The organism is Clostridium sp. AF28-12 (assembly GCF_003435225.1).
GTDB classification, from domain to species: domain Bacteria; phylum Bacillota; class Clostridia; order Lachnospirales; family Lachnospiraceae; genus Pilosibacter; species Pilosibacter fragilis.
The window spans coordinates 195,696-219,118 of record NZ_QWGJ01000001.1 but is presented as its reverse complement, the minus strand read 5'-3'; the positions used below and the strand labels follow the sequence as shown (position 1 = coordinate 219,118).

At 48.9% G+C, this 23,423-nt stretch carries 25 protein-coding genes; 7 read left to right on the top strand and 18 right to left on the bottom strand.

Translation table 11 applies throughout. From position 1 onward, the window contains the following. Window positions 1-35: 35 nt before the first annotated feature. Complete coding sequence (locus DWY93_RS01035; RefSeq protein ID WP_117469104.1) at window positions 36-764, bottom strand: helix-turn-helix transcriptional regulator; 729 nt, start codon at window positions 762-764, stop codon at window positions 36-38. 260 nt (window positions 765-1,024) lie between these two features. Between DWY93_RS01035 and DWY93_RS01030 the strand changes: the two genes are divergently transcribed. From DWY93_RS01030 to DWY93_RS01010, 5 genes are all read left to right on the top strand, one after another. Then, window positions 1,025-2,425 carry a sodium-dependent transporter gene (locus DWY93_RS01030; protein WP_117469103.1) on the top strand — a complete coding sequence of 467 codons (1,401 nt, stop codon included), beginning with the start codon at window positions 1,025-1,027 and terminating at the stop codon, window positions 2,423-2,425. Between the two features lie 117 nt (window positions 2,426-2,542). Beyond that, window positions 2,543-3,562 carry a M42 family metallopeptidase gene (locus tag DWY93_RS01025; RefSeq protein WP_117469102.1) on the top strand — a complete coding sequence of 340 codons (1,020 nt, stop codon included), beginning with the start codon at window positions 2,543-2,545 and terminating at the stop codon, window positions 3,560-3,562. Window positions 3,563-3,878: 316 nt separating this feature from the next. Then, a complete protein-coding gene (gene panD, locus DWY93_RS01020; protein ID WP_117469101.1) occupies window positions 3,879-4,271 on the top strand; it encodes an aspartate 1-decarboxylase in 393 nt (130 codons plus the stop codon). A gap of 95 nt (window positions 4,272-4,366) precedes the next feature. Continuing rightward, window positions 4,367-5,206 carry a pantoate--beta-alanine ligase gene (panC, locus tag DWY93_RS01015; RefSeq protein ID WP_117469100.1) on the top strand — a complete coding sequence of 280 codons (840 nt, stop codon included), beginning with the start codon at window positions 4,367-4,369 and terminating at the stop codon, window positions 5,204-5,206. Between the two features lie 3 nt (window positions 5,207-5,209). Then, a complete protein-coding gene (locus DWY93_RS01010) occupies window positions 5,210-6,184 on the top strand; it encodes a bile acid:sodium symporter family protein (protein WP_117469099.1) in 975 nt (324 codons plus the stop codon). 375 nt (window positions 6,185-6,559) lie between these two features. Here the strand turns inward: DWY93_RS01010 and DWY93_RS01005 are convergent, their stop codons facing one another. From DWY93_RS01005 to DWY93_RS00955, 13 genes are all read right to left on the bottom strand, one after another. Then, window positions 6,560-7,078 carry a hypothetical protein gene (locus DWY93_RS01005; protein ID WP_147324178.1) on the bottom strand — a complete coding sequence of 173 codons (519 nt, stop codon included), beginning with the start codon at window positions 7,076-7,078 and terminating at the stop codon, window positions 6,560-6,562. A gap of 171 nt (window positions 7,079-7,249) precedes the next feature. After that, entirely contained in the window at window positions 7,250-7,723 is a 474-nt protein-coding gene (locus DWY93_RS01000; RefSeq protein WP_117469097.1) for a nucleotidyltransferase domain-containing protein, read from the bottom strand. 354 nt (window positions 7,724-8,077) lie between these two features. Beyond that, entirely contained in the window at window positions 8,078-8,209 is a 132-nt protein-coding gene (locus DWY93_RS17755; RefSeq protein WP_278286464.1) for a hypothetical protein, read from the bottom strand. A gap of 83 nt (window positions 8,210-8,292) precedes the next feature. After that, entirely contained in the window at window positions 8,293-9,330 is a 1,038-nt protein-coding gene (locus DWY93_RS00995) for an aldo/keto reductase (RefSeq protein ID WP_242990492.1), read from the bottom strand. A 79-nt stretch (window positions 9,331-9,409) separates the two neighbouring features. Then, window positions 9,410-9,604, bottom strand: a complete 195-nt coding sequence (locus tag DWY93_RS17340; protein WP_015553121.1) for a hypothetical protein — start codon at window positions 9,602-9,604, stop codon at window positions 9,410-9,412. Beyond that, entirely contained in the window at window positions 9,567-10,277 is a 711-nt protein-coding gene (locus tag DWY93_RS00990; protein WP_015553120.1) for a GntR family transcriptional regulator, read from the bottom strand. The genes DWY93_RS17340 and DWY93_RS00990 overlap by 38 nt, the downstream gene beginning before the upstream one ends. Before the next feature lie 14 nt (window positions 10,278-10,291). After that, window positions 10,292-11,188 carry a 4-(cytidine 5'-diphospho)-2-C-methyl-D-erythritol kinase gene (gene ispE / locus DWY93_RS00985; RefSeq protein WP_117469096.1) on the bottom strand — a complete coding sequence of 299 codons (897 nt, stop codon included), beginning with the start codon at window positions 11,186-11,188 and terminating at the stop codon, window positions 10,292-10,294. Window positions 11,189-11,425: 237 nt separating this feature from the next. Continuing rightward, the gene (locus DWY93_RS00980) at window positions 11,426-12,130 is read right to left on the bottom strand and encodes a GNAT family N-acetyltransferase (protein WP_117469095.1); all 705 of its coding nucleotides are present in this window, start codon (window positions 12,128-12,130) and stop codon (window positions 11,426-11,428) included. Between the two features lie 139 nt (window positions 12,131-12,269). Further along, window positions 12,270-12,800 carry a peptidylprolyl isomerase gene (locus tag DWY93_RS00975; protein WP_021904634.1) on the bottom strand — a complete coding sequence of 177 codons (531 nt, stop codon included), beginning with the start codon at window positions 12,798-12,800 and terminating at the stop codon, window positions 12,270-12,272. Between the two features lie 152 nt (window positions 12,801-12,952). Then, a complete protein-coding gene (locus DWY93_RS00970; protein ID WP_117469094.1) occupies window positions 12,953-13,732 on the bottom strand; it encodes an SIMPL domain-containing protein in 780 nt (259 codons plus the stop codon). Between the two features lie 394 nt (window positions 13,733-14,126). Continuing rightward, window positions 14,127-14,645 carry a hypothetical protein gene (locus DWY93_RS00965; RefSeq protein ID WP_117469093.1) on the bottom strand — a complete coding sequence of 173 codons (519 nt, stop codon included), beginning with the start codon at window positions 14,643-14,645 and terminating at the stop codon, window positions 14,127-14,129. A 243-nt stretch (window positions 14,646-14,888) separates the two neighbouring features. After that, complete coding sequence (locus DWY93_RS00960) at window positions 14,889-15,263, bottom strand: hypothetical protein (protein WP_117469092.1); 375 nt, start codon at window positions 15,261-15,263, stop codon at window positions 14,889-14,891. A gap of 315 nt (window positions 15,264-15,578) precedes the next feature. Then, complete coding sequence (locus tag DWY93_RS00955; protein WP_117469091.1) at window positions 15,579-16,916, bottom strand: amino acid carrier protein; 1,338 nt, start codon at window positions 16,914-16,916, stop codon at window positions 15,579-15,581. A gap of 224 nt (window positions 16,917-17,140) precedes the next feature. Here DWY93_RS00955 and DWY93_RS00950 point away from each other — a divergent pair, with 224 nt between their 5' ends. Then, the gene (locus tag DWY93_RS00950; RefSeq protein ID WP_347465601.1) at window positions 17,141-18,130 is read left to right on the top strand and encodes a zinc dependent phospholipase C family protein; all 990 of its coding nucleotides are present in this window, start codon (window positions 17,141-17,143) and stop codon (window positions 18,128-18,130) included. A 244-nt stretch (window positions 18,131-18,374) separates the two neighbouring features. Beyond that, window positions 18,375-19,079, top strand: a complete 705-nt coding sequence (locus tag DWY93_RS00945; RefSeq protein WP_181968462.1) for a gamma-glutamyl-gamma-aminobutyrate hydrolase family protein — start codon at window positions 18,375-18,377, stop codon at window positions 19,077-19,079. 230 nt (window positions 19,080-19,309) lie between these two features. Here the strand turns inward: DWY93_RS00945 and DWY93_RS00940 are convergent, their stop codons facing one another. From DWY93_RS00940 to rfbH, 4 genes are all read right to left on the bottom strand, one after another. Further along, entirely contained in the window at window positions 19,310-19,948 is a 639-nt protein-coding gene (locus DWY93_RS00940; RefSeq protein ID WP_117469088.1) for a hypothetical protein, read from the bottom strand. 230 nt (window positions 19,949-20,178) lie between these two features. Next, window positions 20,179-21,156: a glycosyltransferase family 2 protein gene (locus DWY93_RS00935; protein WP_015553109.1), complete on the bottom strand. Its 978-nt coding sequence runs from the start codon at window positions 21,154-21,156 to the stop codon at window positions 20,179-20,181. Beyond that, window positions 21,149-21,997: a LicD family protein gene (locus DWY93_RS00930; RefSeq protein WP_117469087.1), complete on the bottom strand. Its 849-nt coding sequence runs from the start codon at window positions 21,995-21,997 to the stop codon at window positions 21,149-21,151. Before DWY93_RS00930 ends, DWY93_RS00935 begins: the two co-directional genes overlap by 8 nt. Continuing rightward, complete coding sequence (rfbH, locus tag DWY93_RS00925; protein WP_117469086.1) at window positions 21,994-23,334, bottom strand: lipopolysaccharide biosynthesis protein RfbH; 1,341 nt, start codon at window positions 23,332-23,334, stop codon at window positions 21,994-21,996. Before rfbH ends, DWY93_RS00930 begins: the two co-directional genes overlap by 4 nt. Window positions 23,335-23,423 lie beyond the last annotated feature (89 nt).

Sequence of the window (23,423 nt, the reverse complement as noted above, 5' to 3'; positions counted from 1 at the left end):
ACCCTGTTTTCCTGTTTCCATTCCCGTCTGAATCTCTACTTCTCAATATTATCTACCAGCAGCATATTGAGCTGTTCCAGACGTTTCAGGTCCTTTTTTGTGAAAAGCAGCTGGCTTCGGAAGCTTTCCGAATGCTCCTGCGGCTTTAACGTGACCATACATTTGTATGCGCATGGCATGAGATCCGCACTGGAAATTCCGCACAAAAGTCCCATCGTATAATCTCTCCGCTCCAGAGGATTGAAAATATACAAAAGATCCTCCTCCAGCGGATTATACTGATTGACGAAGGAAAAACGGATCAGCATATCGCTGTAAACGACTCTTCCGGTGTAAAAGATCTCGCTGCTTCTTCCATTGGCAGAAACCGTACAGATCGTCAGGGTCGCCTCGTATTTTCCGGTTTCGCCTCTCTTTTCATATATATCAATGACACCGTCCTTTGTGCGCTGGGATCGTCCATCATAAAAGTAAAAGTATAATCTCTGCGCCTGGAAGAACGGGCTCTTTTGTCCTCTCCCCGGGATACTGACCGGTTCATTCCCGGATTCCGGAAGATATGTGGTAAGCTGGGAGATCGATACCTGAAGAACCTGGCTGATCTCATATAATGTTTCAACGTCAACGGAGATTTCCCCGTTTTCATACTTGCATATAGTCGCCCTGCTTTTATGGATGGCATCTGCCAGATCCTGCAATGTCATATTTCCGGCTTTCCGGTATCTTCGTATCTGTTCTCCTACATAACAGGTAAATTCACTCATATTGTTTCCTTAAACTATCCATTCTTCTTATTCCTTGATTTCTCAAACAATTATATCGGAGAACCCGGTGATTTGTAAAGCGATACGAAACTTTTTGCGTGCAAAATTTCTCGTAAAGAAACTTCTCCGATTTGCACTTTATCTTTTTTCATATAGAATAGAGCTATTGGCTGTGGGGCGCCAGCGTTTATCTCATCACCTGAAAGAGGTGGGAGTGTTCTCAACTGAGATCAACATGTATTGGAAAAGGGGATTTAAAAATGAAAGAAAAAGGAAGTAGTTTTTCCGGGTCCATCGGATTTGTCTTAGCGGCTGCCGGAAGTGCTGTAGGTGTCGGAAATATCTGGAGATTTCCGTATCTTTGTGCGAAGGATGGGGGCGGTCTGTTTCTCTTGATCTATCTTGTGCTCGTATTGACCTTTGGCTTTGTGTTGCTGACAACTGACGTTGCGATCGGACGAAAGACAAAGAAAAATGCACTGAGAGCCTTCGAAGCACTTGATCCGAAATGGAAATTTCTGGGACGCTTAACGTTTCTGGTTCCGGCCCTGATCATGACTTACTATTCTGTGATCGGCGGATGGATCGCAAAGTATTTTTTTATTTATCTTGTTTCTGACGGAACAGAAGCTGCGGCGGATGGTTATTTTACCTCCTTCATCACATCCGATGTCGCACCGATCGTATTTATGCTGATTTTCCTTGCACTCACTGCGTGGATCGTATTTCGCGGTGTTGAAAAAGGAATCGAAAAGTTTTCCAGCATCATCATGCCGGGACTGATCCTTTTGATCGTGGTCATTGCAATCTTCTGCCTGACCTTGTCCCATACAGATGCCGATGGTACAGTCCGTACCGGTATACAGGGGCTCTTTATTTATTTAAAGCCGGACTTTCATGGATTGACCGTAAAACGCTTTTTAGAGATCCTTCTGGACGCGATGAGCCAGTTATTCTTCTCCTTAAGCGTATCCATGGGAATCATGATCACCTACGGCTCTTATGTAAAAAATGAAATTGATTTAAACAAGGCGACCAATCAGATCGAGCTTTTTGATACAGGTGTTGCATTCCTTGCGGGAATGATGATCATCCCGGCCGTATTCGTATTCCTCGGAAATGACGGAATGGCTTCCGGTCCAAGCCTGATCTTTATCTCGTTGCCTAAGGTTTTTAATTCCATGGGAGTATTCGGACGTCCTGCAGCGATCGCATTCTTCCTGATGATGGGCTTCGCGGCGCTGACCTCCTGCGTATCCGTTATGGAAACATTGGTCGCAAACTGCATGGAATTATATCACAAACCGCGTAAGAGCATGTGCGGCGCCGTTGGTATTTATTCACTCATTACTGCCGTACTGATCTGTCTTGGTTACAACAAGCTTTATTTTGAGCTGAAGCTTCCAAACGGATCCATCGCACAGCTGCTCGATGTTATGGACTATCTCAGCAACAGCTTCCTGATGCCGTTCATCTCCCTCCTGACCAGTATTTTGATCGGCTGGGTGATCGGGCCTGACTGGATCATCGGTGAAGTGGAACGAAACGGAGAATCCTTCAAGCGCGCCGGTCTGTACCGTTTCATGATCCGCTATGTCGTACCGGTCGTAATGCTCGTCTTATTCCTGGTATCCACCGGATTTGCAGACCTCATTTTCTGATCGTTATCGGTTGGCGGTGAGCCGGATCGTTCTTCTTTTCGTCAGGTCCTTTGTTGACCTTTTTTCTCCGGTTCGCTACAATAGTAATCAGAAATATCCTTCAGGAGGAATGTAGACATGAACTCTCATATGAATTTTATCAAAGAGCAGTTATACACCTTGACTTCTATCCCAAGTCCGTCCAGCTTTACAGCAAAAGTGACTGATTACCTGTTGTCCGAATTATCTTCTCTGGGGTATTCCCCGGAGCGCAGCAATAAGGGGAATGTATTCGTTACTCTGGGTGGTTCCGGCTCTCCTCTGGTACTGGCAGCCCATGTGGATACACTGGGAGCTATGGTCCGCTCCATCAAGGAGAACGGACGTCTCCGGCCCACAACCATCGGAGGTCATCAGTGGTCCACGGCGGACGGCGAGAACTGCACGATCCACACCCGTGACGGCAAAGTTTACACCGGTGTAGTGCTGAACAAGGAACCTTCTTCCCACGTGGCTGATCAGAAGACCGAGCTGATCGAAGAAAATATGGAGATCCTGCTGGATGAAAATGTCACTTCCGATCAGGATACTCTGGCGCTTGGAATCCAGACCGGTGACATCATCGCCATGGACCCCCGCACGGTTGTGACAGAAAGCGGATACATCAAAAGCCGTTTTCTGGATGACAAGCTTTCCGCCGCTATCCTGCTGGGTCTTGCCAGAGCAGTACGTGAAGATGCCTGGAAGCTGAACCGCAAGGTTTCTTTATTATTTACAGTATATGAAGAAGTAGGGCACGGCGGAAGTGTCGTTCCTGATGATACAGAGGAGATGATTTCTGTCGATATGGGCTGTGTCGGCAGCGACCTTGGCTGCACCGAACGGATGGTTTCGATCTGCGCCAAAGATTCCGGTGGTCCTTATAACTATGATCTGATCACGGCTCTTTCCAACCTTGCGAAGGAGAAAAAGCTGGATTATGCCATTGATATTTATCCTCATTATGGCTCCGATGTGGAGACTACCCTGCGCGCCGGATATGATATCCGTCACGGTCTCATCGGCCCGGGAGTCTATGCCTCCCATAATTACGAACGTTCCCATATGGACGGAGTTCGCAATACCTTCGAGCTGTTGAAGGCTTATATCACAAGATAGCTTCTTTGTAACTGTGAACAGGTCTGTACACTTGTTGCGCTGACTGGTTACCGTTCATTTCCATCTTCGTATTGACATTCCTTTTCTAAAATGTCATAATAGCCGCGGAGATAGTATTTGGAATACTACAAAACTATACTCTGACTGAATCACAACAATTTCATATTGAAAAGTTACCCCGCCGGAACCGGTGGAAATCAAGCTTATATTTATCAAGACATAAAATAAGACTCAGGGAATACGAAGAATAGCAAAAGCATTTGCAGGGACAAGTATGCCTTGACGAATGCTTTTTTTATAAGGAGACCAATAAGAAATGACTGTTGAGATGTTAAAAGGAAAAATTCATCGTGCTACCGTGGTACAGGCCGAACTGGATTATGTCGGAAGTATTACTGTCGATGAAGAGCTGCTGGAAGCAGCAGGAATTATGGAATATGAAAAAGTTCAGATCGTGGATGTGAACAACGGAAGCCGGTTTGAAACTTATACGATCTGCGGCAAACGCGGAAGCGGAATGATCTGCCTGAATGGTGCTGCGGCAAGATGCGTAAGCAATGGTGACAAGATCATTATCATGTGTTACGCACAATATGAGGCTGAAGAAGCCAAGGAACATAAACCACAGGTTGTGTTTGTAGATGATGCGAATAAGATCAGCCGTGTTACAAACTATGAAAAGCACGGATTACTGAAAGATATGGCATAATGATAAGCTTGACTGTAACTTATCAATAAAAATGAAATTTGTTGAATTCAGAACAAGAGGCTATCTCCTAATTTATTTTTAAAAAGGAGAACATCATGCAGGTAACAAAAACAGTACAGGAAACAAGAGCTTTAATCAAGAACTGGAAAAAAGAAGGAAAAACCATCGGACTTGTGCCGACAATGGGCTTCCTGCACGAAGGACATGCAAGTCTGATCAAACGGTGCCGCGAAGAAAATGATATCGTTGTCGTATCCGATTTTGTAAACCCGACACAGTTTGGACCGACCGAAGATCTGGAAGCATATCCAAGAGATTTCAAACGTGACAGCGAACTCTGCGAGAGCCTTGGAGCCGATCTCATCTTTCACCCGGAACCAACAGATATGTACCATGATCCGCATGCATTTGTAAGCATTGATACTTTATCCGATACCCTGTGCGGTAAAACAAGACCCATTCATTTTAAAGGTGTTTGTACGGTCGTTTCCAAGTTATTCAACATTGTAGCACCGGACAGAGCGTATTTCGGTCAGAAGGATGCACAGCAGCTGGCGATCATCCGCAAAATGGTACAGGATCTGAATTTTGATATCCAGATCGTAGGATGCCCGATCATCCGTGAAGAAGACGGCCTTGCCAAATCATCCAGAAATACATATTTAAGTGAAAAAGAAAGAACAGCCGCTCTTTGTCTTTCAAGAGCCGTAAAAGCCGGTCAGGATACTATCTGTAAGGGAATCAAGGCAGAAGAAGTATTAGCAAAAATGCGTGCGATCATTGAAGCGGAGCCTCTGGCAAAGATCGATTATGTATCTATGGTAGATGCACTGGATATGCAGCCGGTAGAAAGCGTAGAAAAAGATGTTCTGGTCGCTATGGCAGTCTATATCGGAAAAACCAGACTGATCGACAACTTCAGCTACGAGGTATAAGGGATGGAACACTTAATGAAAAAAGCTGGGAAAGCCAGCTCTTTCCTTACAAAACATATTGGAATCATCATTATCTGTTTCTCTGTGATCGCATTTTTCTGGCATGACGGATTCGCATGGACAACCAGGTATACCTCCACCTTTTTAGGTGTTGCCATGTTCGGCATGGGACTGACCATTAAGATCGAAGATTTTAAACGGGTTTTTTCAAGACCCAAAGAAATCGTTATCGGATTTGTTGCACAATATACGATCATGCCTATTGTGGCATGGGGGTTATGCAGGCTGATGCAGCTTCCGACCGATCTTGCACTTGGCGTTATTCTGGTGGGATGTTGTCCCGGCGGAACAGCAAGCAACGTCATTACATATATTGCCGGAGGTGATGTAGCGCTTTCGGTTGGAATGACGATCACTTCCACCCTTGCAGCTCCACTGATGACACCATTACTCGTGTATCTGCTGGCCGGTGCCTGGGTAGAAGTATCTTTCCTTGCGATGGTAATTTCTGTCGTGAAGGTTGTACTGATTCCGGTTCTTCTTGGTATTCTGATCAATTGCTGCTTCGGAAAGCAGATCCAGAAAATATCAGAAGTACTCCCTCTGATTTCTGTTGTGTCGATCGTCATGATCATCAGCGGAATCGTCTCTGTCAATTCAGAGAAGATCATAAGCTGTGGTCTGCTCGTGCTTGGAGTTGTGGCACTTCACAATCTCTGCGGAATGGGGATCGGACTTGGCGCCGCAAAACTTTTACATATCGAATATAATAAAGCCACTGCGATTGCAATTGAAGTCGGAATGCAGAACAGCGGACTTGCCATTTCCCTTGCAACCGCTAATTTTGCAGCCAATCCACTGGCTACGCTTCCCGGAGCGATCTTCAGCGTATGGCACAATATATCAGGCTCATTATTTGCCGGAATCCGCAAAGACGGAACCGGTATGACAGAGACCTATCAGAAAGTTACTGTATAAATAAATCTGTTATGATTCACCATATGAACGTGCCGGGAAGATTATCCGGCTAAGGCAACTACCCCCGCAGAGCCTCGTAAAAAAGGATCTGCGGGGGTAGTTTATTGGCTTCGTTTATTCAAACTCTTTTTCAGAGTGAATTTTTCTTATCCTCTTTTTACTGTCAAAATGGACTGTAAAATTTTTTAATGGTTCCATAAATACACCTCCACGCTGATCAAAAATCTTGTTTTCGTGTAAAATATATGGTATAGAAAATCTCGTTTTCGTGTTTACGAAGGTGCTTCCCATATCCGCCTGCTCTTTATTACTATCTACCCTCTAATATTTTCCGATATATCTTTTCGACATTAAATTCCGGTGCTTCTTCCAGCACTACTTGATAGATACTTTCCAATTCTTCAGGTGGAATTTCCAATGCATGACAGTTTTATACTTGATAACTGTCTCATAAACATCTTCATCTTTATAATCATTTACAGTTTCATATACATCTTCCTCAATATAATCACTCTGCCAGAATTTTAAGAATCCAAGGAATCCTTTCTTCTTCGGGTTTTTCACAGTTCTCGTACCTGTTTTTTCTCGATGTGATCCAACCTTAACTTTCTTGGTGCCTACCTTTACTTTTTCAGTTCCTGCAGCAACCTTTTCCTCTTCTTGACCTACTTTCTCATAATATACTTTTTCTTCATATGTAGTCTCTCCGACATCATCAACCGTTTCAGACGCAAAGTCATCAGAACACCAGGCAGCCGCATTTTCTCTCATATTGCTTAATACACCTTTAATCAGATCAACAGTTCCAAAGTCAAGCTGTTTATCCGTAGCATCCTCATCAATTCGAGATAATTTTTCCTGGTATTCTGTGAGAATACGTTCTCTGGTCTCCATTACTTCTTTGTTGATAACACTTTCCAATTCAGATGTCAACTCAGCGATATAATCAGATCCCATCGTCGTAAACTGAGCAACAACTCCTCTATATCCACATTCCGCATATGCATTACAATAAATGTCAGATCCTGTTGGAGCTTTTGAATGTAGTAATGATCATTCTTGATATTATCCATATATTTTTATCCCATCTTGTAATATTTCCTTCGTCAATTCCAGATTGTCTTTCAGTTGATTAAGATCCAGGATATCCACCTTCTTATGCAGCGCAGTCCTTATTTCCTCAACCAGACCATAAAATTTTAGTCCTCTCACATTTGTCGAAATTAAAAGATCCACATCACTGGTCTCTGTTGCTCTGCCTTTTGCATACGAACCAAAAAGATAGCAGAAGTTTACCTCATAATTTTTAAATACAGCGGCACATCTCTGCTTTATAAATTCAATCTCGAGAATTCCATGTTCTTCATCAATTGGATTTATTTTCTCCAACTTTTCAGCAATATATTTGTATTTAAATGTTCCTGCTTTTTTCTCATCATTCTCGTATGAGATATATGAGCGCAGAGAAATCCCAACAAGATCAGCCACCTGCTGCTGTGTTAATTGTTTTTCTACTCTCAATTCTTTCAGCGTCATCATATTTTGCACCTCTATATTCATCATAGTGCATTTTTTGCATATTGTCAATTTTAATATGCAATTTTTGCATGTCAAAAGTTTTTATATGTAAATTCTGCACACGCACTGTAACCACTATGCACTATATATTATTTTCTTTTAAATGACGCTTATTCGTAACTTTACCATAATCTACCTTACATATTCTCCCCCCATTCCTAAGTTCCCTTCCATTATACACTCCACCTTCTCCCTACACAATCGCCTCCCGTATAAAACCGCACATAAAACGCAAAATTTCCCAACAGAAAAAAGGGAACGGTCCCCCGTCCCCTTGATCCATTTATCCTTTATCCACTTTCCAAATATACCCTCTTATTTCAGCACGATCCCATGCACCGCCTCCACAAGATCCACCATGAGCGATCTTGTAACCAGCGATACCGGCGCGCCGTCCACAACGGCAAGACAATTGCTTCCATCGTACCGATACAGACTGATCTCCACAGTCGGGTCTCCGTCGCGTTCTAAGTGGAGCGTCAGGCCGATCTCCTCCTTGTCGCCCGGCTGCTCAGCCGCTTCAGCCTCTCTTAGAAATTCCCCGGCAGAATCTCCTTACCCGCAAGAACTTCCTCATAATCCTTCAGGTTTCTCTGCAGCAGCTCCGGCGTATTCAGACCATACGGGCACTTGCTCATGCAGTGGCCGCAGTGGAGGCAGTCCTTGATCTTCATCATCTTCGCCTGTACCTCCGGTGTGAGCTGGAGGTGGGACGGGGATCTTCTGAGAAGCAGGGACATTCTCGCGCAGGTGTTGATCTCGATCCCTGCCGGACATGGCATACAATAGCCGCAGGCACGACAGAATCTTCCGAATAACTGTTTTCTGTCATTCTCGATCAGTTCGCGGATCTCGTCGTCCATCACCGGCGGATTGTCGATATAGCTTAAAAATTCGTCAAGCTCATGTTCCTTCTGGACCCCCCAGATCGGGAGTACACTGTCGTACTGTGCCTGAAACGCGTAAGCGGCTCTTGAATTGTTGATCAGGCCGCCGGACAATGCCTTCATGGCAATAAAGCCCATATCTGCCTTTTTGCACTTTTCCATGAGCTCCAGATCCTTCTCGCTGCAGAGATAGCAGAACGGGAACTGTAACGTCGCGTACAGACCGGAATCCACCGCCTCGTTTGCAACCGCAAGGCGATGATTCGTGATGCTGATGAACCGGATCTTTCCCTGTTCCCTTGCCTTTAAAGCAGCGTCATAGAGGCCGGATTCATCGCCCGGCTTCGGACAGACTGCCGGGTTGTGGAACTGGTATACATCGATACAGTCCGTCTTTAAAAGACGAAGGCTGGTCTCGAGATCCTTCCAGAAGCCTTCTGCTGTCGTTGCCGCTGTCTTTGTCGCCAGATAGATATGGTTTCTGACATCACTTAAGGCATATCCGATCTTTTCCTCACTGTCAGAGTATGCTCTCGCCGTATCGAAATATGTAATTCCGCCGTCATATGCCTTTCTCAAAAGCTTCGCGGCCTCTTCCTTCGTGATTCTCTGGATCGGAAGCGCGCCGAATCCATTCTTGTTCACCGTGATCCCGGTCTTTCCAAGTGTAACTGTTGTCATGAAGACTCTCCTTTCTTACTATACGTTTGCCCGTAACCTTTTCACATATCTGTGACCTTAAGCTACGGGCATACCAAAGCTACTGTTTTCCGGCGTCCAGCATCTCCTTCAACGCTTCATCCCCGTCATCGATCCACGCGTCCTCTTCGTCCGCGTTGAGACCGAGGAATTTCGCCAGCGTTCTCTCGTCATCGCTGTTGTTCCACTCATCCACATAGTCATCGATGGCTTCAAATTCAATTTCTCCTGCCTGGTACTTTTCTTTGAATGTCATTTTCCTGCTCCTTCAGATTCTTGAGAATCGTGATCTCCTGATTGTCGATGTGTTCCCGCACAGCCATCTTCGCCTCCTGGATATGGCGCAGCGTCAGTGCCTTTAAAATATGTTCATGCTCCACCATAAGGATCTGGCGCTTGTCCGCGTCCTTAATGTATTCCAGGCGGTAGCGGTACATCTGCTCTCTTAAATTGTTTAAGATCTGGACCAGCTTCTGGTTCTTCGTGCTGTTGTAGATGATCTCATGGAACTGCTCGTCAGTCTGGGCGATCTGCATCGCGTCCCCGTTCCCGATGGCTGCCTTGAAATCAACTTCCGCTTTATTTAATGATTCCAGCTCTTCCGCGGTGATTCTCTGGCATGCAAGGTCGATGGCAAGCTCCTCTAAGGAACGGCGCACCTCCAGAACATCCCGCAGGTTGCTCTCAGAGATCTTCGCAACCTCCGCACCCTTTCTCGGGATCATGAGGACCAGGCCCTCGAGCTCCAGTTTACGGATCGCCTCACGGATCGGGGTACGGCTCACGCCAAGCCGCTCCGCAAGCTGGATCTCCATCAGGCGTTCGCCCGGCTCCAGCTCTCCCTTTAAAATTGCCTGGCGCAGAGTCTTGAACACAACATCCCGTAACGGCAGATATTCATCCATATTTACTTCAAAATGATTCGTCATCGTGTCTCTCTCCTCTATCTGGCTTTCTTCCGGTTGTAGAATTCAGTCAGGTACACCTGACGGGTCAGACGTCCGCCGTCCGCTTCCCTGAGGGCCTGACAGGCCTTTTCTGCCAGTTCCCTGTCCTTGTATATACCGAATACCGTCGGCCCGCTGCCGCTCATCAGGGAGCCGCAGGCGCCGTTCTCCATCATCATTTCCTTGATCCTCGCGATCTCCGGATGATCCGGTACCGTCACGGTCTCCAGGACATTTCCAAGACGTTCGATCACACCGTCCAGGTCACCATTTTTGATCGCCGCCATCATGCCATCGATATCCGGGTGTTCCTCCGGTGCAAGCTCATTCACGCGCAGTTTTCCGTATACCGCTTTCGTTGACACGGAGATCTGCGGCTTCGCGATCACGAGATGGCACTGCGGAGGTGCCGGGAGCTCTGTCAGGATCTCACCGATTCCTTCCGACAGGGCCGTTCCACGCATGATACAGTACGGAACATCCGCGCCGAGCTTTACGCCCCGCTCCATAAGCTCTTTTTTCGTGAATCCAAGATCAAACATCCGGTTCACACCGACTAAAACGGCTGCCGCATCGGTACTGCCGCCGGCCATGCCGGCCGCAACAGGAATAAACTTCCGGATCTTTATGGTCACGCCGTCCTTGATCCCCTTTTCATCGAGAAGCAGCTTCGCCGCGCGCCACGCAAGGTTTCCCTCCCCGTCCGGAACGAACGGGAGATTCGTCTCCGTCCTGATCACGCCGTCTTCGGTCCGGTCCATCTCGATCCGGTCGTACAGGTTCACGGTCTGCATGATCATGCGGACCTCGTGGTACCCATCCTCTCTCTTCCGGACCACATCCAGGCCAAGGTTGATCTTGGCATATGCTTTGAGGTCTAAATGGTCTTTCATGTTATCACCTTCTATATTTTCTACACGCGAGTCCTACCATCGGAATGCTTCGCATTCCCAGGAACAAATTTAAAGCTTCTCCTGCAGGCAGGCTTGAGCCGAACCTTTAAACTTGTTACCCTGGTATCATCAAATTGTATTTGTGTTGTTTGTATACAATGTTTAATATACATGATTGATACACCATTTGACAAGAGAAATCTTGCGGAATTAATGACTTTTTTCCTCAATAAACCTTTATTCCGTCCGCACGAATCCCAGGCTTTCCGCGACCTTCTTTGACACGATGTTTTCCTTCCCGATCCTGACGATAAACTGGACAGTTCCAAACTCTTCCTCAGCGTATTCGATCGCCGCCCGGCATGCCTCTTTCGCGTATCCTTTTCTCCGGTATTCCGGGAAAATATGGTAGCCCAGCTCCAGCGTGTCATCCAGAATATTCTCATCATCCAGGGACAGGACATAATAATCCACATCCCCGATGCCGTCATCCTGCGGGATCCGGAACCCCACAACACCTGTGAGATTTCCGCTCTTCTTTTCCTCGACCGCCCAGAATCCAAACTCAAACACCTCATAATGGTGCTTTGTGTAACCGGCTACCTTCTCCACCGTATCCAGGTCGGCATCCACATGGTTCTCCACGATCTCCTCATAATCGCCTTCCGCGATCTCCCGGATCTTAAGCCGCTCCGTCTCGCAGATCGCCCACGGCAGCCCAAGGTGCCTTCTCGCGATCCGCCCCAAAAACTCTTCGTCCGCATCCTCCACATCCGCGATCAATGTGTCCGCCGCGCACCACTCATTCCCCTGTGTGTCTTCTCTCCATAAGCCAACAATGGCCCTCCCGGCAGCCTTTGCCGCCAGGAGAGCCTCGTTTTCATCGGAGAGCAGGACAGGAATTTTCTCACCGTCTACAACTGCATAACGGGTCTCCTGCATAGCACGTCTCCTTTTTTATATTTGCGGCAGTTGTTCCTGCTCCGCCTGCACACCTGACGAATCTCCTCCGGCAGCTTCTTCCGAATGCATGACAGCTCAAAAACAGTACTCTTCCATGTCTGGAATCCAACTGCCATTTTTATCGGCACTTCTCCGGTTCCGGATACTCTACGCCGAAGGTCTCTGCTGTGATAGATTTGATCTTCTGCTCCTTCATCGGACGGTCGCTGTAATCGGTGCGGACCTCAGCGATCTTGTTGACGATGTCCATACCGTCGATGACCTGACCAAACGCTGCATACTCACCATTTAAGTATGGAGCGTCCTTGTGCATGATGAAGAACTGGGAGCCTGCGGAGTTCGGGTTCATTGCACGGGCCATGGAGAGAACGCCCTCGGTATGCGCCAGATCGTTCTGGAAGCCGTTGTGGGAGAACTCGCCCTTGATGCAGTATCCCGGGCCGCCCATTCCGTTGCCGTCCGGGCATCCGCCCTGGATCATGAATCCCTTGATCACGCGGTGGAAGATCAGTCCGTTATAGAATCCCTTATTTACAAGACTTAAAAAGTTGTTTACCGTATTCGGAGCAACGTCCGGGTAAAGCTCAGCTTTGATGATATCGCCGTTTGTCATTTCGATGGTAATGACCGGATTTTTCTTTTCTGCCATTGTCTTTCTCCTTTTTAACTGTGGGCTTTTACCGCCTGAACAGTAATTTACATGACTGCCAGGATACTGGACAGCCACTTGATCGTACCCTATATTATACAGGGCATGGTCCTGGATGTCCACTGTTTTCCGGTCCATGCCCTGTGAATTACCTAGTCTCCCATGGAGAACACGATCTTAATATTCGCGCTGACTTCCATCTCTCCCGGCATCACGTTCATATCTGCCGCGGTGTCCTCTGCCCCGGCTGCCTCCATTACAGCGCTTTCCTTTTTCAGGTTCACGCCGCCGTCCACATATCTGCCGTACTGGCTGTCCGAATACTCTTCAATACTCACCACATATCCGAGTGTCCGTCCGCTGGCCTCCGCAAGTGCCTCCGCCTTCGTCCGGGCAAGATCAACTGCTTTCTTTAACGCCTCCGCATACGCGTCATCATATCCGCTGGAATAGTAAGACACGGAATAGATCTCATTCGCCCCGTTTCCGACACCGTTGGAGAGCAGCGTGCCGACCTGGTCCACCGCAACATCGGAGACGGTCACCTCGGTCTGCATCTCGTATCCAATGAGCTTCCTCGTGTTGCTGCTCCAGTCATACCGCGGGTTCAGGTAATATCCGGAGGTCGTGATGGACTTTTCATCGATCCCCTGTCCTTTCAGGTATTCGGTCAGGGAATTTAAGCTCTCCGTATTCTTCTGCTGGCACTCATCTGCAGCCTTCGCCTCAGATCTCACCGCAAACACGATCTTCGCCATATCCGGCACGATCTTCACCGTCTCGCTGCTGTCCATGGTGATCTTTCCGTCCGAGCTGTCTCCCACATTTTCGACCTTCACGGTATCCGGCACAGACACCGTCGTGCTGCATCCCGCAAGAGAAACTGCCATTATCATCGCCAAACCTGCCGCCGCCAATGTTCTTTTCTTCATACTGGATTCCTCCTTATCCCTGAATGGTATGGTTTCACACTCCAAAACATGCCTGCAGATATGCGTATTTCCTGCGTTGACTGTGAACCATACGAAAACACGTCTTTTATATTAAGGAGTATAACAGAAAAACATTGCAGCGTTTTATCTTTTCTCTTACTTTTTTAGGACATTTTCCTGTAGAAAAAATGGCATCCGATAATTGATCTTTCCTTCTGTTCTATTGAAGCGATATCCGCATACTGCTGACCGATTTCACCATATTTATACACAGCCTTATGCCGTTATTTTCGAGAACTATGTCAACACAATCTGGAACAATGTCATTTGAATTCGGAACAATGTCAATCATATTTGATATTGTTCTTTTTTACTGTGCCTTTTCATTATTCTTTTAAGCTTGGTCTTCTATCAACGTATGCAGGATCTCCGGCAGCTCCACAAGCAGGCTTTTTCGATTTACCCGCTCTGTTCTCCTGTGGATGTCCTTTCCCCATGGGCCCATGAGGACGGCTGGGATATTCAGCTTTCCGATCTCTTCAAAGTCTACCTGGTAGCCGCCGCCCCAGAGCGGAGTCTCGGCGGCGTAGCCGGAAAAGTCCATATCCCCGCAGGTGCCGCAGTAGCTGAGGTCGGAGATTCCTGTAAAGTAGTGGACTTTCTTCACCATGCATCCGGCTGCCTCAGACGCTTTCTTGATCTTTCTGAACTGCCAGCTTCCGGCGCCCTCTTTTCCGGTCATCTGATCGCTGTGGTATGCCGGGTAGAGCGGCGGGGCGAAGCTGATGACCATCACCGGCTCTGTGAGTCCGGACCAGTCCAGGACCTCCGTCATCATGTCGATAGTCGCCTGGGGGTAATTTGTCTCTCCGCTGCGGATCCGCGCTTCTGTGCGGACCTTCAATTCCGCCATAAAGCATTCAAAACCATCCGCATCCTTTTCGCTGCATTGTCCGGAGAGTTCCGCGAAAGAGAGCACTGTAAATTTCTGCCGCGCTTCGTTCTTTTCTGCATCTTCTTCACTGTCGCTGTCCGCATATTTTTCCGATGCCGGGTCTGCAGTATCTGTACTTCCATCAGCTTCCGCCTGAAGTTCTGCGGTTTTTACACATTGCTTCCTGTCCCTTCTCGTCCCGGCCCATGGGTTCCAGATCGATCAGAAGGTCGTAGGAAAGCTTTTCCCGCTCCCGAAGATCCGCAAGAAATCCAGCTGCGCCGCGCATGCCGACGGAATAAGACTCCTCATCCGGAACCGACAAAAACAGTACATTTCCATCCATCCTGCATGTCCCGTCAGAATGATCGTCCGTCCGGATTTCCTATTTCCGCGCACCAGCCCGTAAACCAACGGACGCTTTCTCGCGTCCCCAGGGATCTCCACCGTACCGAAGTTTTCCGGGTATGCCCGAAAATACGGCTGCTCCGCAAGGATCTTCCTAATTGCCTCCGCCGTCTTCCGCTCTTCATCCGTATCCAAAATCCCAGGAACCGATACGAGTCTCTTTAAATATTCATAAACTTTCTCTTCCATCCGGCATCTCTCCTTATATACATGAAAAAAAGCACCCCGCCGAGTGCTTTTCTTCAACAAAATAATTATTTGAAAAAGGGAGGAGAGCTGATAATCACTTATCAGCTCGAGTATTATGAAAAAAATCTTATAAGCAGCATCTATATCAGATGTCTTTCTGTTTATGGTTATATGATATCCATAAAACATGAAGAAATCGTGTGAATTGTGTAAAAGAATTTTGAAGACTTTTTGAACAAGATATGAACACGAAAAAGGGCAATTTTGTACCGCCGTAAGACGTATCGCACACCCCTCTCCGGCGTGAGGCAGCAGCTATGGATCCCGCTTTTCCCCCGGCGCATAGATCTCCCCCGCCAGCAGCACCAGCGCCGCCAGGTTCGGCACCGCCATCAGTCCATTAAAGATGTCCGAGACCTCCCACACCGTCTCCATCGCCCCGAGACACCCGAGAAACGCCGCCAGAAGATATCCCACCGCATAGACTGCCGGGATCTTTCCCGAGATCTTCCCGCCAAGATACTCCGCCGCCTGCCGCCCCATATAGTACCATGCGATGATCGTGGAGAACGCGAACAGCACCACGCAGACCGCCACCGCATACCCGCCGGGACTCCCAAGCGCTGTAAAAAAGCAGAGACTTGTGAGCGATGCTCCGTTCTCCGCCCCGAACTCTGAGGCCGTCCCGCTGCCCGCCACGCAGAGGATCACAAGCGCTGTCAGCGTACAGCTCACGATGGTATCAAAAAATACCTCAAAGATCGCCCACTGCCCCTGAAGCTCCTCCGATGCCATCTCCGCGCTCCCGTTTAACACTGCAAGACTCCCGAGCCCCGCCTCATTGGAAAAGACACCTCTGGCGATCCCATAGCTGACGCATCGGGAGATCCCGTAACCCGCGACTCCGCCAACAGCGCTGCGGAAGGAAAATGCATCCACCAGAATTCCCAGGATCACTCCCGGCACATTCCCGGCATGCAGAATGATCACTGCCAGCGCTGCTGCCGTATAAAGCCCCGCAGACAATGGAACAAGCCGCTCCGCCGCGAGAAAGATCCGCCGTCCGCCGCCTGCCAGCACGATACCCGCAAGGACCACAAGGATCATCCCCACTGCAGCCTCTGGGATTCCGTACACATAGGACACCGTCTCCGAGATCGCGTTTGCCTGCACCATGCTTCCCATGCCGAAAGCCGCCGGAATACAGAAAAATCCGTAGAGGACTGCCGCCCTGGGACAGCCCAGCCGCTTTTCGAGATACATCATCGGTCCCGCCATCCATCCGCCGTCCTGTCCTTTTTCCCGGTACCGGATCCCGAGAACTGTCTCCCCGTAAGCCGTCGCCATTCCGAGGAAGGCGGACACCCACATCCAGAACACCGCACCTGGTCCTCCGGCGATCACAGCCGCCGCCACCCCCGTGATATTCCCGGTTCCTATGGTTGCCGCCAGCGCCGTACATGCCGACCGGAAGGATCCCTGATGACTCTTCCTGTCCCTGAGAAGGTTCCCGATCGTCGCGTTCCACCAGCATGGGATCTTCCTGAGCTGAAAGAACCGGATCCGCACACTGTATACGGTCCCCACCATCAAAAACAGTACCGGTGTCCATGGTCCCCAGACAATATCATGGATCTCCCCAATCATATTCATTCCATATCACGCCCTGCAGCCTGACGGCCTCATTTTCTATCCCGCCGCGCATTACCGCCGCCCGCCGCGTTTTTACCTTTTCTATTTCTTACTACGTTTTATTCCCATTTCCACACATCTATGCTATAATAAACACTGTGTCTGCCCATGGCAGCTTTTATTTGCACAAGCAGAAAGCCAAAGTCCGCGCCGGAGCAGGACCTTGGCATTTTCTTTCAAAGGAGATGATTCTTGTGCCCGGATTTACGACTCACTACCTGTTCGGTGTAAAGGCCTACAATGACCTTCCGAACAACTACCTGAAACATGTGATATCCAAATACCGCTGGCTCTACCAGCTTGGTCTCCAGGGACCTGATATCTTCTTTTATAATATCCCGATCCTCCGTCACAGGGACTACCGCAACGTCGGCTCCCATATGCATGAGTATCAGGTAAACGACTTTTTTAAGAACAGCCTCTTAGAGCTCACCGAGATCCACTCGAGACAGCAGAAAGAGGAGGCGGCGGCATTCCTCGCAGGATTCATGTGCCACTATATCTCTGATTCGATCTGCCACCCCTTCGTCTACGGGCGGATCAAGTACCGCACCGATAAGAAAAAGACCGAGTGTCATGGACTCCATGCCGCCCTGGAAAACGATATCGACGCGATCCTGCTCTGGAAGTTCAAGCACAAAAAGCCGTCCGAATTCAACCAGACCGCTTCCCTCTGTTTAAACGCCCAGGAGAGCCAGTTTATCTCCAGATATCTCAGCCGGTGCATCAACCGCACCTACTACCAGATCACAGAGAAAAACAACTTCCAGGTCACAGACGGAATGGTTGCCCGCTCGATCTTCGCGATCCGTTTCGGAAGCCGGATCCTGTCCGATCCCGAGGGACATAAGACCCATGTGATCGGTTCTCTGGAATCCATCTTCCTCAAGCATCCGATCGCTTCTAAAAAGCTTGTGACGGATAAGCTTTCCGCCCAGGTCCGCGATATCCTGAACCTGGACCATGAGGTCTGGACGAATCCATGGGATAATTCCATCGCCTCGACGACGTCATTCCCGGATCTGTACCATCAGACCTTGAAGAAATGCAATGCAGTCTACTATTACCTCAATGCGTTCTTGATCGCGAATGTCCCATCCGGGCCGCCGGATATGTCCGCGCTGTTGGCAGAGCTTGGAAACTATTCCTACCACAGCGGGCTTGATGTGGGATGACCTGCATCATCTGATGCCAGACACGGATCCCGGGAGGCTTCGCTTTCCGGGGCATATCGCTTAAAACGGATGATTTCTGCCCTGTGCTGCAGAATTATCATATACTATCATAGCTGTTTCACTTTTTAAACAGCTGCCATCTATCAACTTCCGCTCTGTCTGTATGAGAGACAGCCGGATCCATTCCGTCAGATTTCACTACGGGGACAGGCAGACGGCAGAAATGGAAAAGGAGAATTACATTATGAAACCATTGATCTTACTGACCGGAGGAACCGGCGCAGCAGCCAACGGAACACCGACATGGGCATTAAACCAGAACTATGCTGAGAATATCCGCCGCGCAGGCGGCATCCCGATCCTTGCAGTCAGCAACGACTGTGCTGAGGAGTACGCGGATCTCGCTGACGGACTTCTCTTAAGCGGCGGTAAAGACGTTGAACCAAAGCTCTACGGTCAGGAAAAGATGTTTGACTTCGTCATCACAGACCCACAGCGCGACGATCTGGAATACAAGATCATCAAGGCCTTCGTTGACCGCAGGAAACCGATCTGGGGCATCTGCCGCGGAATCCAGATCTTAAACGTATACTTCGGCGGTACTCTCACCCAGGATATCCCGACACAGCTCGGCGGTGATCACTCCAAGGGTGTCTGCCATCAGGTGACGCTCAAGAAAGATTCCATCTTAGGAAACCTTTACGGCGAGTCCATGGAAGTAAACAGCTACCACCACCAGGCCCTCGACAAGCTCGGCGAAGGTCTCCAGGCCATCGCATGGGGCGAGTCCAACGGACACACCTTCACAGAGGCTGTGCAGCACGAGACTCTTCCGATCTGGTCCGTACAGTGGCACCCGGAGCGCATGACCGGCCCGGTTACAAACCCGAAGGAATGTGCCGACTCTCTTCCGATGTTTGAGTACTTCGTGAAGCAGTGTGCAAAATAAGCCGCGTCAATAAACGCTGGTCTGAAATTTAAAACTGAATCCATACTATAAACGCCGCATTTATTCTGCCGTTAGGAATAGTGCGGCGTTTGTTACTGTTCAGCAGGTCTGTGCAGACCATAAGAAAATATGACAACAAAAAATGGCAGGACGCTTTCTGGATCACATTGAAAAGCATTCTGCCATTATATTGTCTTAATTATTTATTCTGTTAAAATTATTCCAACTAATTACTTGGAAGCCTTTGTCTCGTCAAGCTTCTTCGGTGAATCGTCTGCAACGTCCTCCGGACCTTCTGCAGCAGTCTCGTTGCTCTTGAGGTCGATCTTCTCTCCGGCCTTGTAGCTCTTATCTACAAGTGCCTTTCCGCCCTCTGTAACAACCTTCACGTCAAGGGAGAACTGGTTCCAGAGTGTTCCGAAGGAATCCGCGCTGGAATTCTCAAGATCCATGCTCTGTGCAGCGATGATATCGTTGAACTGCTTAACCATTGTCACAGCATATTCCATAGCGTCATCGTTTGTTGTGTCGTTCTTTACTGTCCATGTGAGACCGATGTTTAATGCGGACTCATCATAAGTGAACTCCATCTTTACAGACTGCGGGAATGCAGATGTGTCGTTGAACAGTCCGTCGCACTCGCTCTGTGCCTGCTCCCAGTCGTACATGGTCGTCTCTACAGTCTCATCCTCTACAAGGAAGTTCTGGTCTCTCGGAAGTGTCTCGTCGTCGTCATCCGTCTCCATTTTTGCCGGATCGACTTCTTCACTTCCGGATACCGGTGCATCTGTTGAAATGCTGCTCTTTGTACATCCGCCAAGGGCAAGAACTACTAAAGACAGCACAGCCATTCTCTTTAATAATTTCATGATAAAATTCCTCCTCTGAATTCAACGGATCTCCCATTATGCTAAATAGAATTTTCCGGGAAATCGGCATACTCACGTATTATATACGATTCCCTTTTATTTTTGAAGTCCTTTTCTCAAATTTACACAAATAATTCATGATTTTGTAATGTTTTTCCAGTGGTTCCGGTGGGAGTCCGCCGATCACAGCTGAAAAAGTTCCTGCCAGGATCATTTTCCATGCATAGAACCTACCGGACATCCTGTCCATCTGTATCTTTGCTTCGGTTTTTTTTGATATTAGCAGTATCTTTCACGATATACACCGGCCTGTCCTTGATCTCCGCAAACAGGATCGCGATATACTCGCCGATGATCCCCACGATCACAAACAACACGGAAAACATAAACGAGATCAGTACCACGATGGTCGCATAGCCGTTCGGCGCCCCATAGATTTTCCAGGTATAGACGGTATAGATCACCATGATCAGTCCGAAAAGCGCTGTGATCACACCGGAATAGATTCCAAGCTTTAACGGCAGATCAGAAAAGCACAGGATCGTGTTGATGGAAAACTTGAACAGACTCTTTAAGCTGTACTTGCTCTCCCCTGCAAAACGCGGTCTCGCCTCGTACTCGATGGTGGTCTTCTCAAAACCGATACTCTGGACATAGCCCCGCAGGAAGCGGACCTTCTCCCGGTAGTTGTTCCTGAGAACCTCCGCCGCGTTTTTGCTCACCGCAAAAAAGTCCGAGGCGTTGGCCTCAAACTTCACATCGGAGAGATGGTTGATCAGCTTGTAGAACGCCGCGGATGTGACATTCTTCACCAGCCCAGCCGTCTTATTCCTCGTGCGGACCATGCTGATCACTTCATATCCCTCGTCAAATTTTTCCACGATCTCCGGCAGGCACTCCGGCGGATGCTGCAGGTCCGCGTCCATGCAGACGATACCGTCACCGCCCGCATAGTCCAGCCCTGCGATCATCGCCGCCTCATGCCCGAAGTTCCTGGAAAAATTGACGATCTTCACTTTTTCGTCCGACGCCGCGAACTCCTTTAGGATCGAAAGGGACTGATCCCTGCTGCCGTCGTTCACGAACAGGAACTCATAGTCCCAGTTTCCCGGCAGCCTTTTCAGGATCTTCCCTGTCTCTGCATAGAATTCTCTTAGCGCCAGCTCCTCGTTGTATACCGATACAACGACCGAAAGCAGTTTAGTCATAAATTTTGATCTCCATATCGGAATGTTCCGGAATCTGTTTTTCCTCCGGCGGAAGCTTCATGTAGTCGCCGTAAAGCTGCGTCAGAAGCTCATCCCAGCCGGCCGGAGCGTAGAACCTTGTGTCCTCAAAAGGCATCTCAACGACCTCATCGTCCCACTCTCTCTTCATCTCCACATAGAACCAGTTCGGCGCGTAACCCGTGTAGAAATATAACGGGCGCTCTTTCCTGCTGTCCATATGGCACAGGGCATTCCACAGCTTCCAGATCACCGGGAATGGGATCAGCTTTCCGATGGTCGCGAGAACTGCCACAAAAAGCTTCATAACGCCCTTGTAATCGCTGTAATCGATCTCATACCGGTGTCCCAGGGCAAATCCGTAGAGAACGCAGTGGGAGAGCTTTGTGAGCTTCTTCGCGAGCTTTCCCTCCGGAAGTCCGTCCACGATGAACAGGTCCACATTCAGGCGGCTGATCTTATCGTCATAGAACTCCATCTTTCCGGAGTCCTCGAACTTCTGGCTCTTATTGTATGTCACACGGGAGATAAAGTCGTAGAACGCCTTTCCGCCATGGTACTCGTTCGGCTCCACAAAGGACATGTCCTCCGGCAGCTCCCGTCTTACGACCTTCGCGAACATCTCGTAGTTCTTTCTCGTGAACATGACGTCCACATCGTCATCCCACGGGATGAAGCCGCCGTGGCGCACCGCGCCCAGAAGCGTGCCGGAATCCAGTGCGTACTTGATCTTGTACTTTCTGCAGATCCGGTCGATCTCCTTTAAAAGCTTTAAGTTGACCTCATGGACTTTCGTCAGGTCAAAGGATTTTTCTCCGCTCACTGTAACAGCCCCTCTTTAATCACTTTTGCCATATAGTCGATCTTTTCGTCTGTCATTCCCGGATAAACGCCAACCCAGAAGGTGTCACTCATGATCCGGTCCGTATTTTCCAGGGTTCCTACTACGCGGTAGCCCTTTTTCTCTGCTCTCATCTCGTCGAAGCACGGATGCTTAATGAGGTTTCCGGCAAACAGCATTCTCGTCTGGATGCCTTTGCTCTCGATGTACTGGACGAGTTTATTTCTGTCAGTTCCCTCTTTACATGTGATCAGGAAGCCGAACCAGCTTGGTCTGGAATTCTCAGCCGGTACCGGAAGGATCAGACGGTCCTCTGTCTCAGCGAGAGCTGCTCTCAGGCGGTCGAAGTTGTGGCGTCTGCGCTCCACGAAGGTCGGGAATTTCTCGAGCTGGGCACATCCGATGGCTGCCTGGAGGTCTGTGGCTTTCAGGTTATATCCGAAATGGGAATATACATATTTGTGGTCATAGCCAAGCGGAAGCTCACCGTACTGTCTGTCAAAGCGGTGTCCGCAGAGGTTGTCATGTCCGGACGGGCAGACACAGTCACGGCCCCAGTCGCGGAAGGAACGGATGATCTTGTTTAACAGCGGATTGTCCGTGTAAACGGCTCCGCCCTCACCCATGGTCATGTGGTGCGGCGGATAGAAGCTGGATGTTCCGATATCGCCTACGGTTCCGGTGAATTTCTCCTCACCGTTGATGGTGTATCTGGAGCCTAACGCGTCGCAGTTGTCCTCAACGAGCCACAGGTTATGTTTCTCACAGAATTCCTTCACTGCCTTTAAATCGAACGGGTTTCCGAGTGTATGGGCGATCATGACTGCCTTTGTCTTATCGGAAAGTGCCGCCTCTAACTTCGTGACATCGATATTGTACTGCGGGATCGTCACGTCAACGAACACCGGGACAGCGCCATACTGGATCGCTGGAGTTACGGTGGTCGGGAAACCTGCCGCAACAGTGATGATCTCGTCCCCGCGCTTTACACGGCGCTCGCCGAGAAGCGGGGATGTAAGTGTCATGAATGCGATCAGATTTGCGGAGGAACCGGAGTTTACGAGGGCGCAGTAGCGCACACGAAGGTACTCCGCGAGTTTTTTCTCGAACTCATCCGTGTAACGTCCGGATGTAAGCCAGAACTCCAGGGAGCTGTCCACAAGGTTTACCATCTCCCTGCTGTCGTACACACGGGACGCGTACGGAATACGGTCTCCCTCATGGAATTCCTTTTTCTGGTTATGGAATTTATCGGCATATTCGGCTACGAGGTCAAGGATCTCTTTTCTTGCCTCCGCCTCTGTCTTGTTTTCAAACATAACTTTTTCCTTTCCTGATGATACAGCAGACCAATTTCTGAACTCGTTCCTGCTGTATACAATGTTTCATTTGCCGGGAAGTTTCTGCA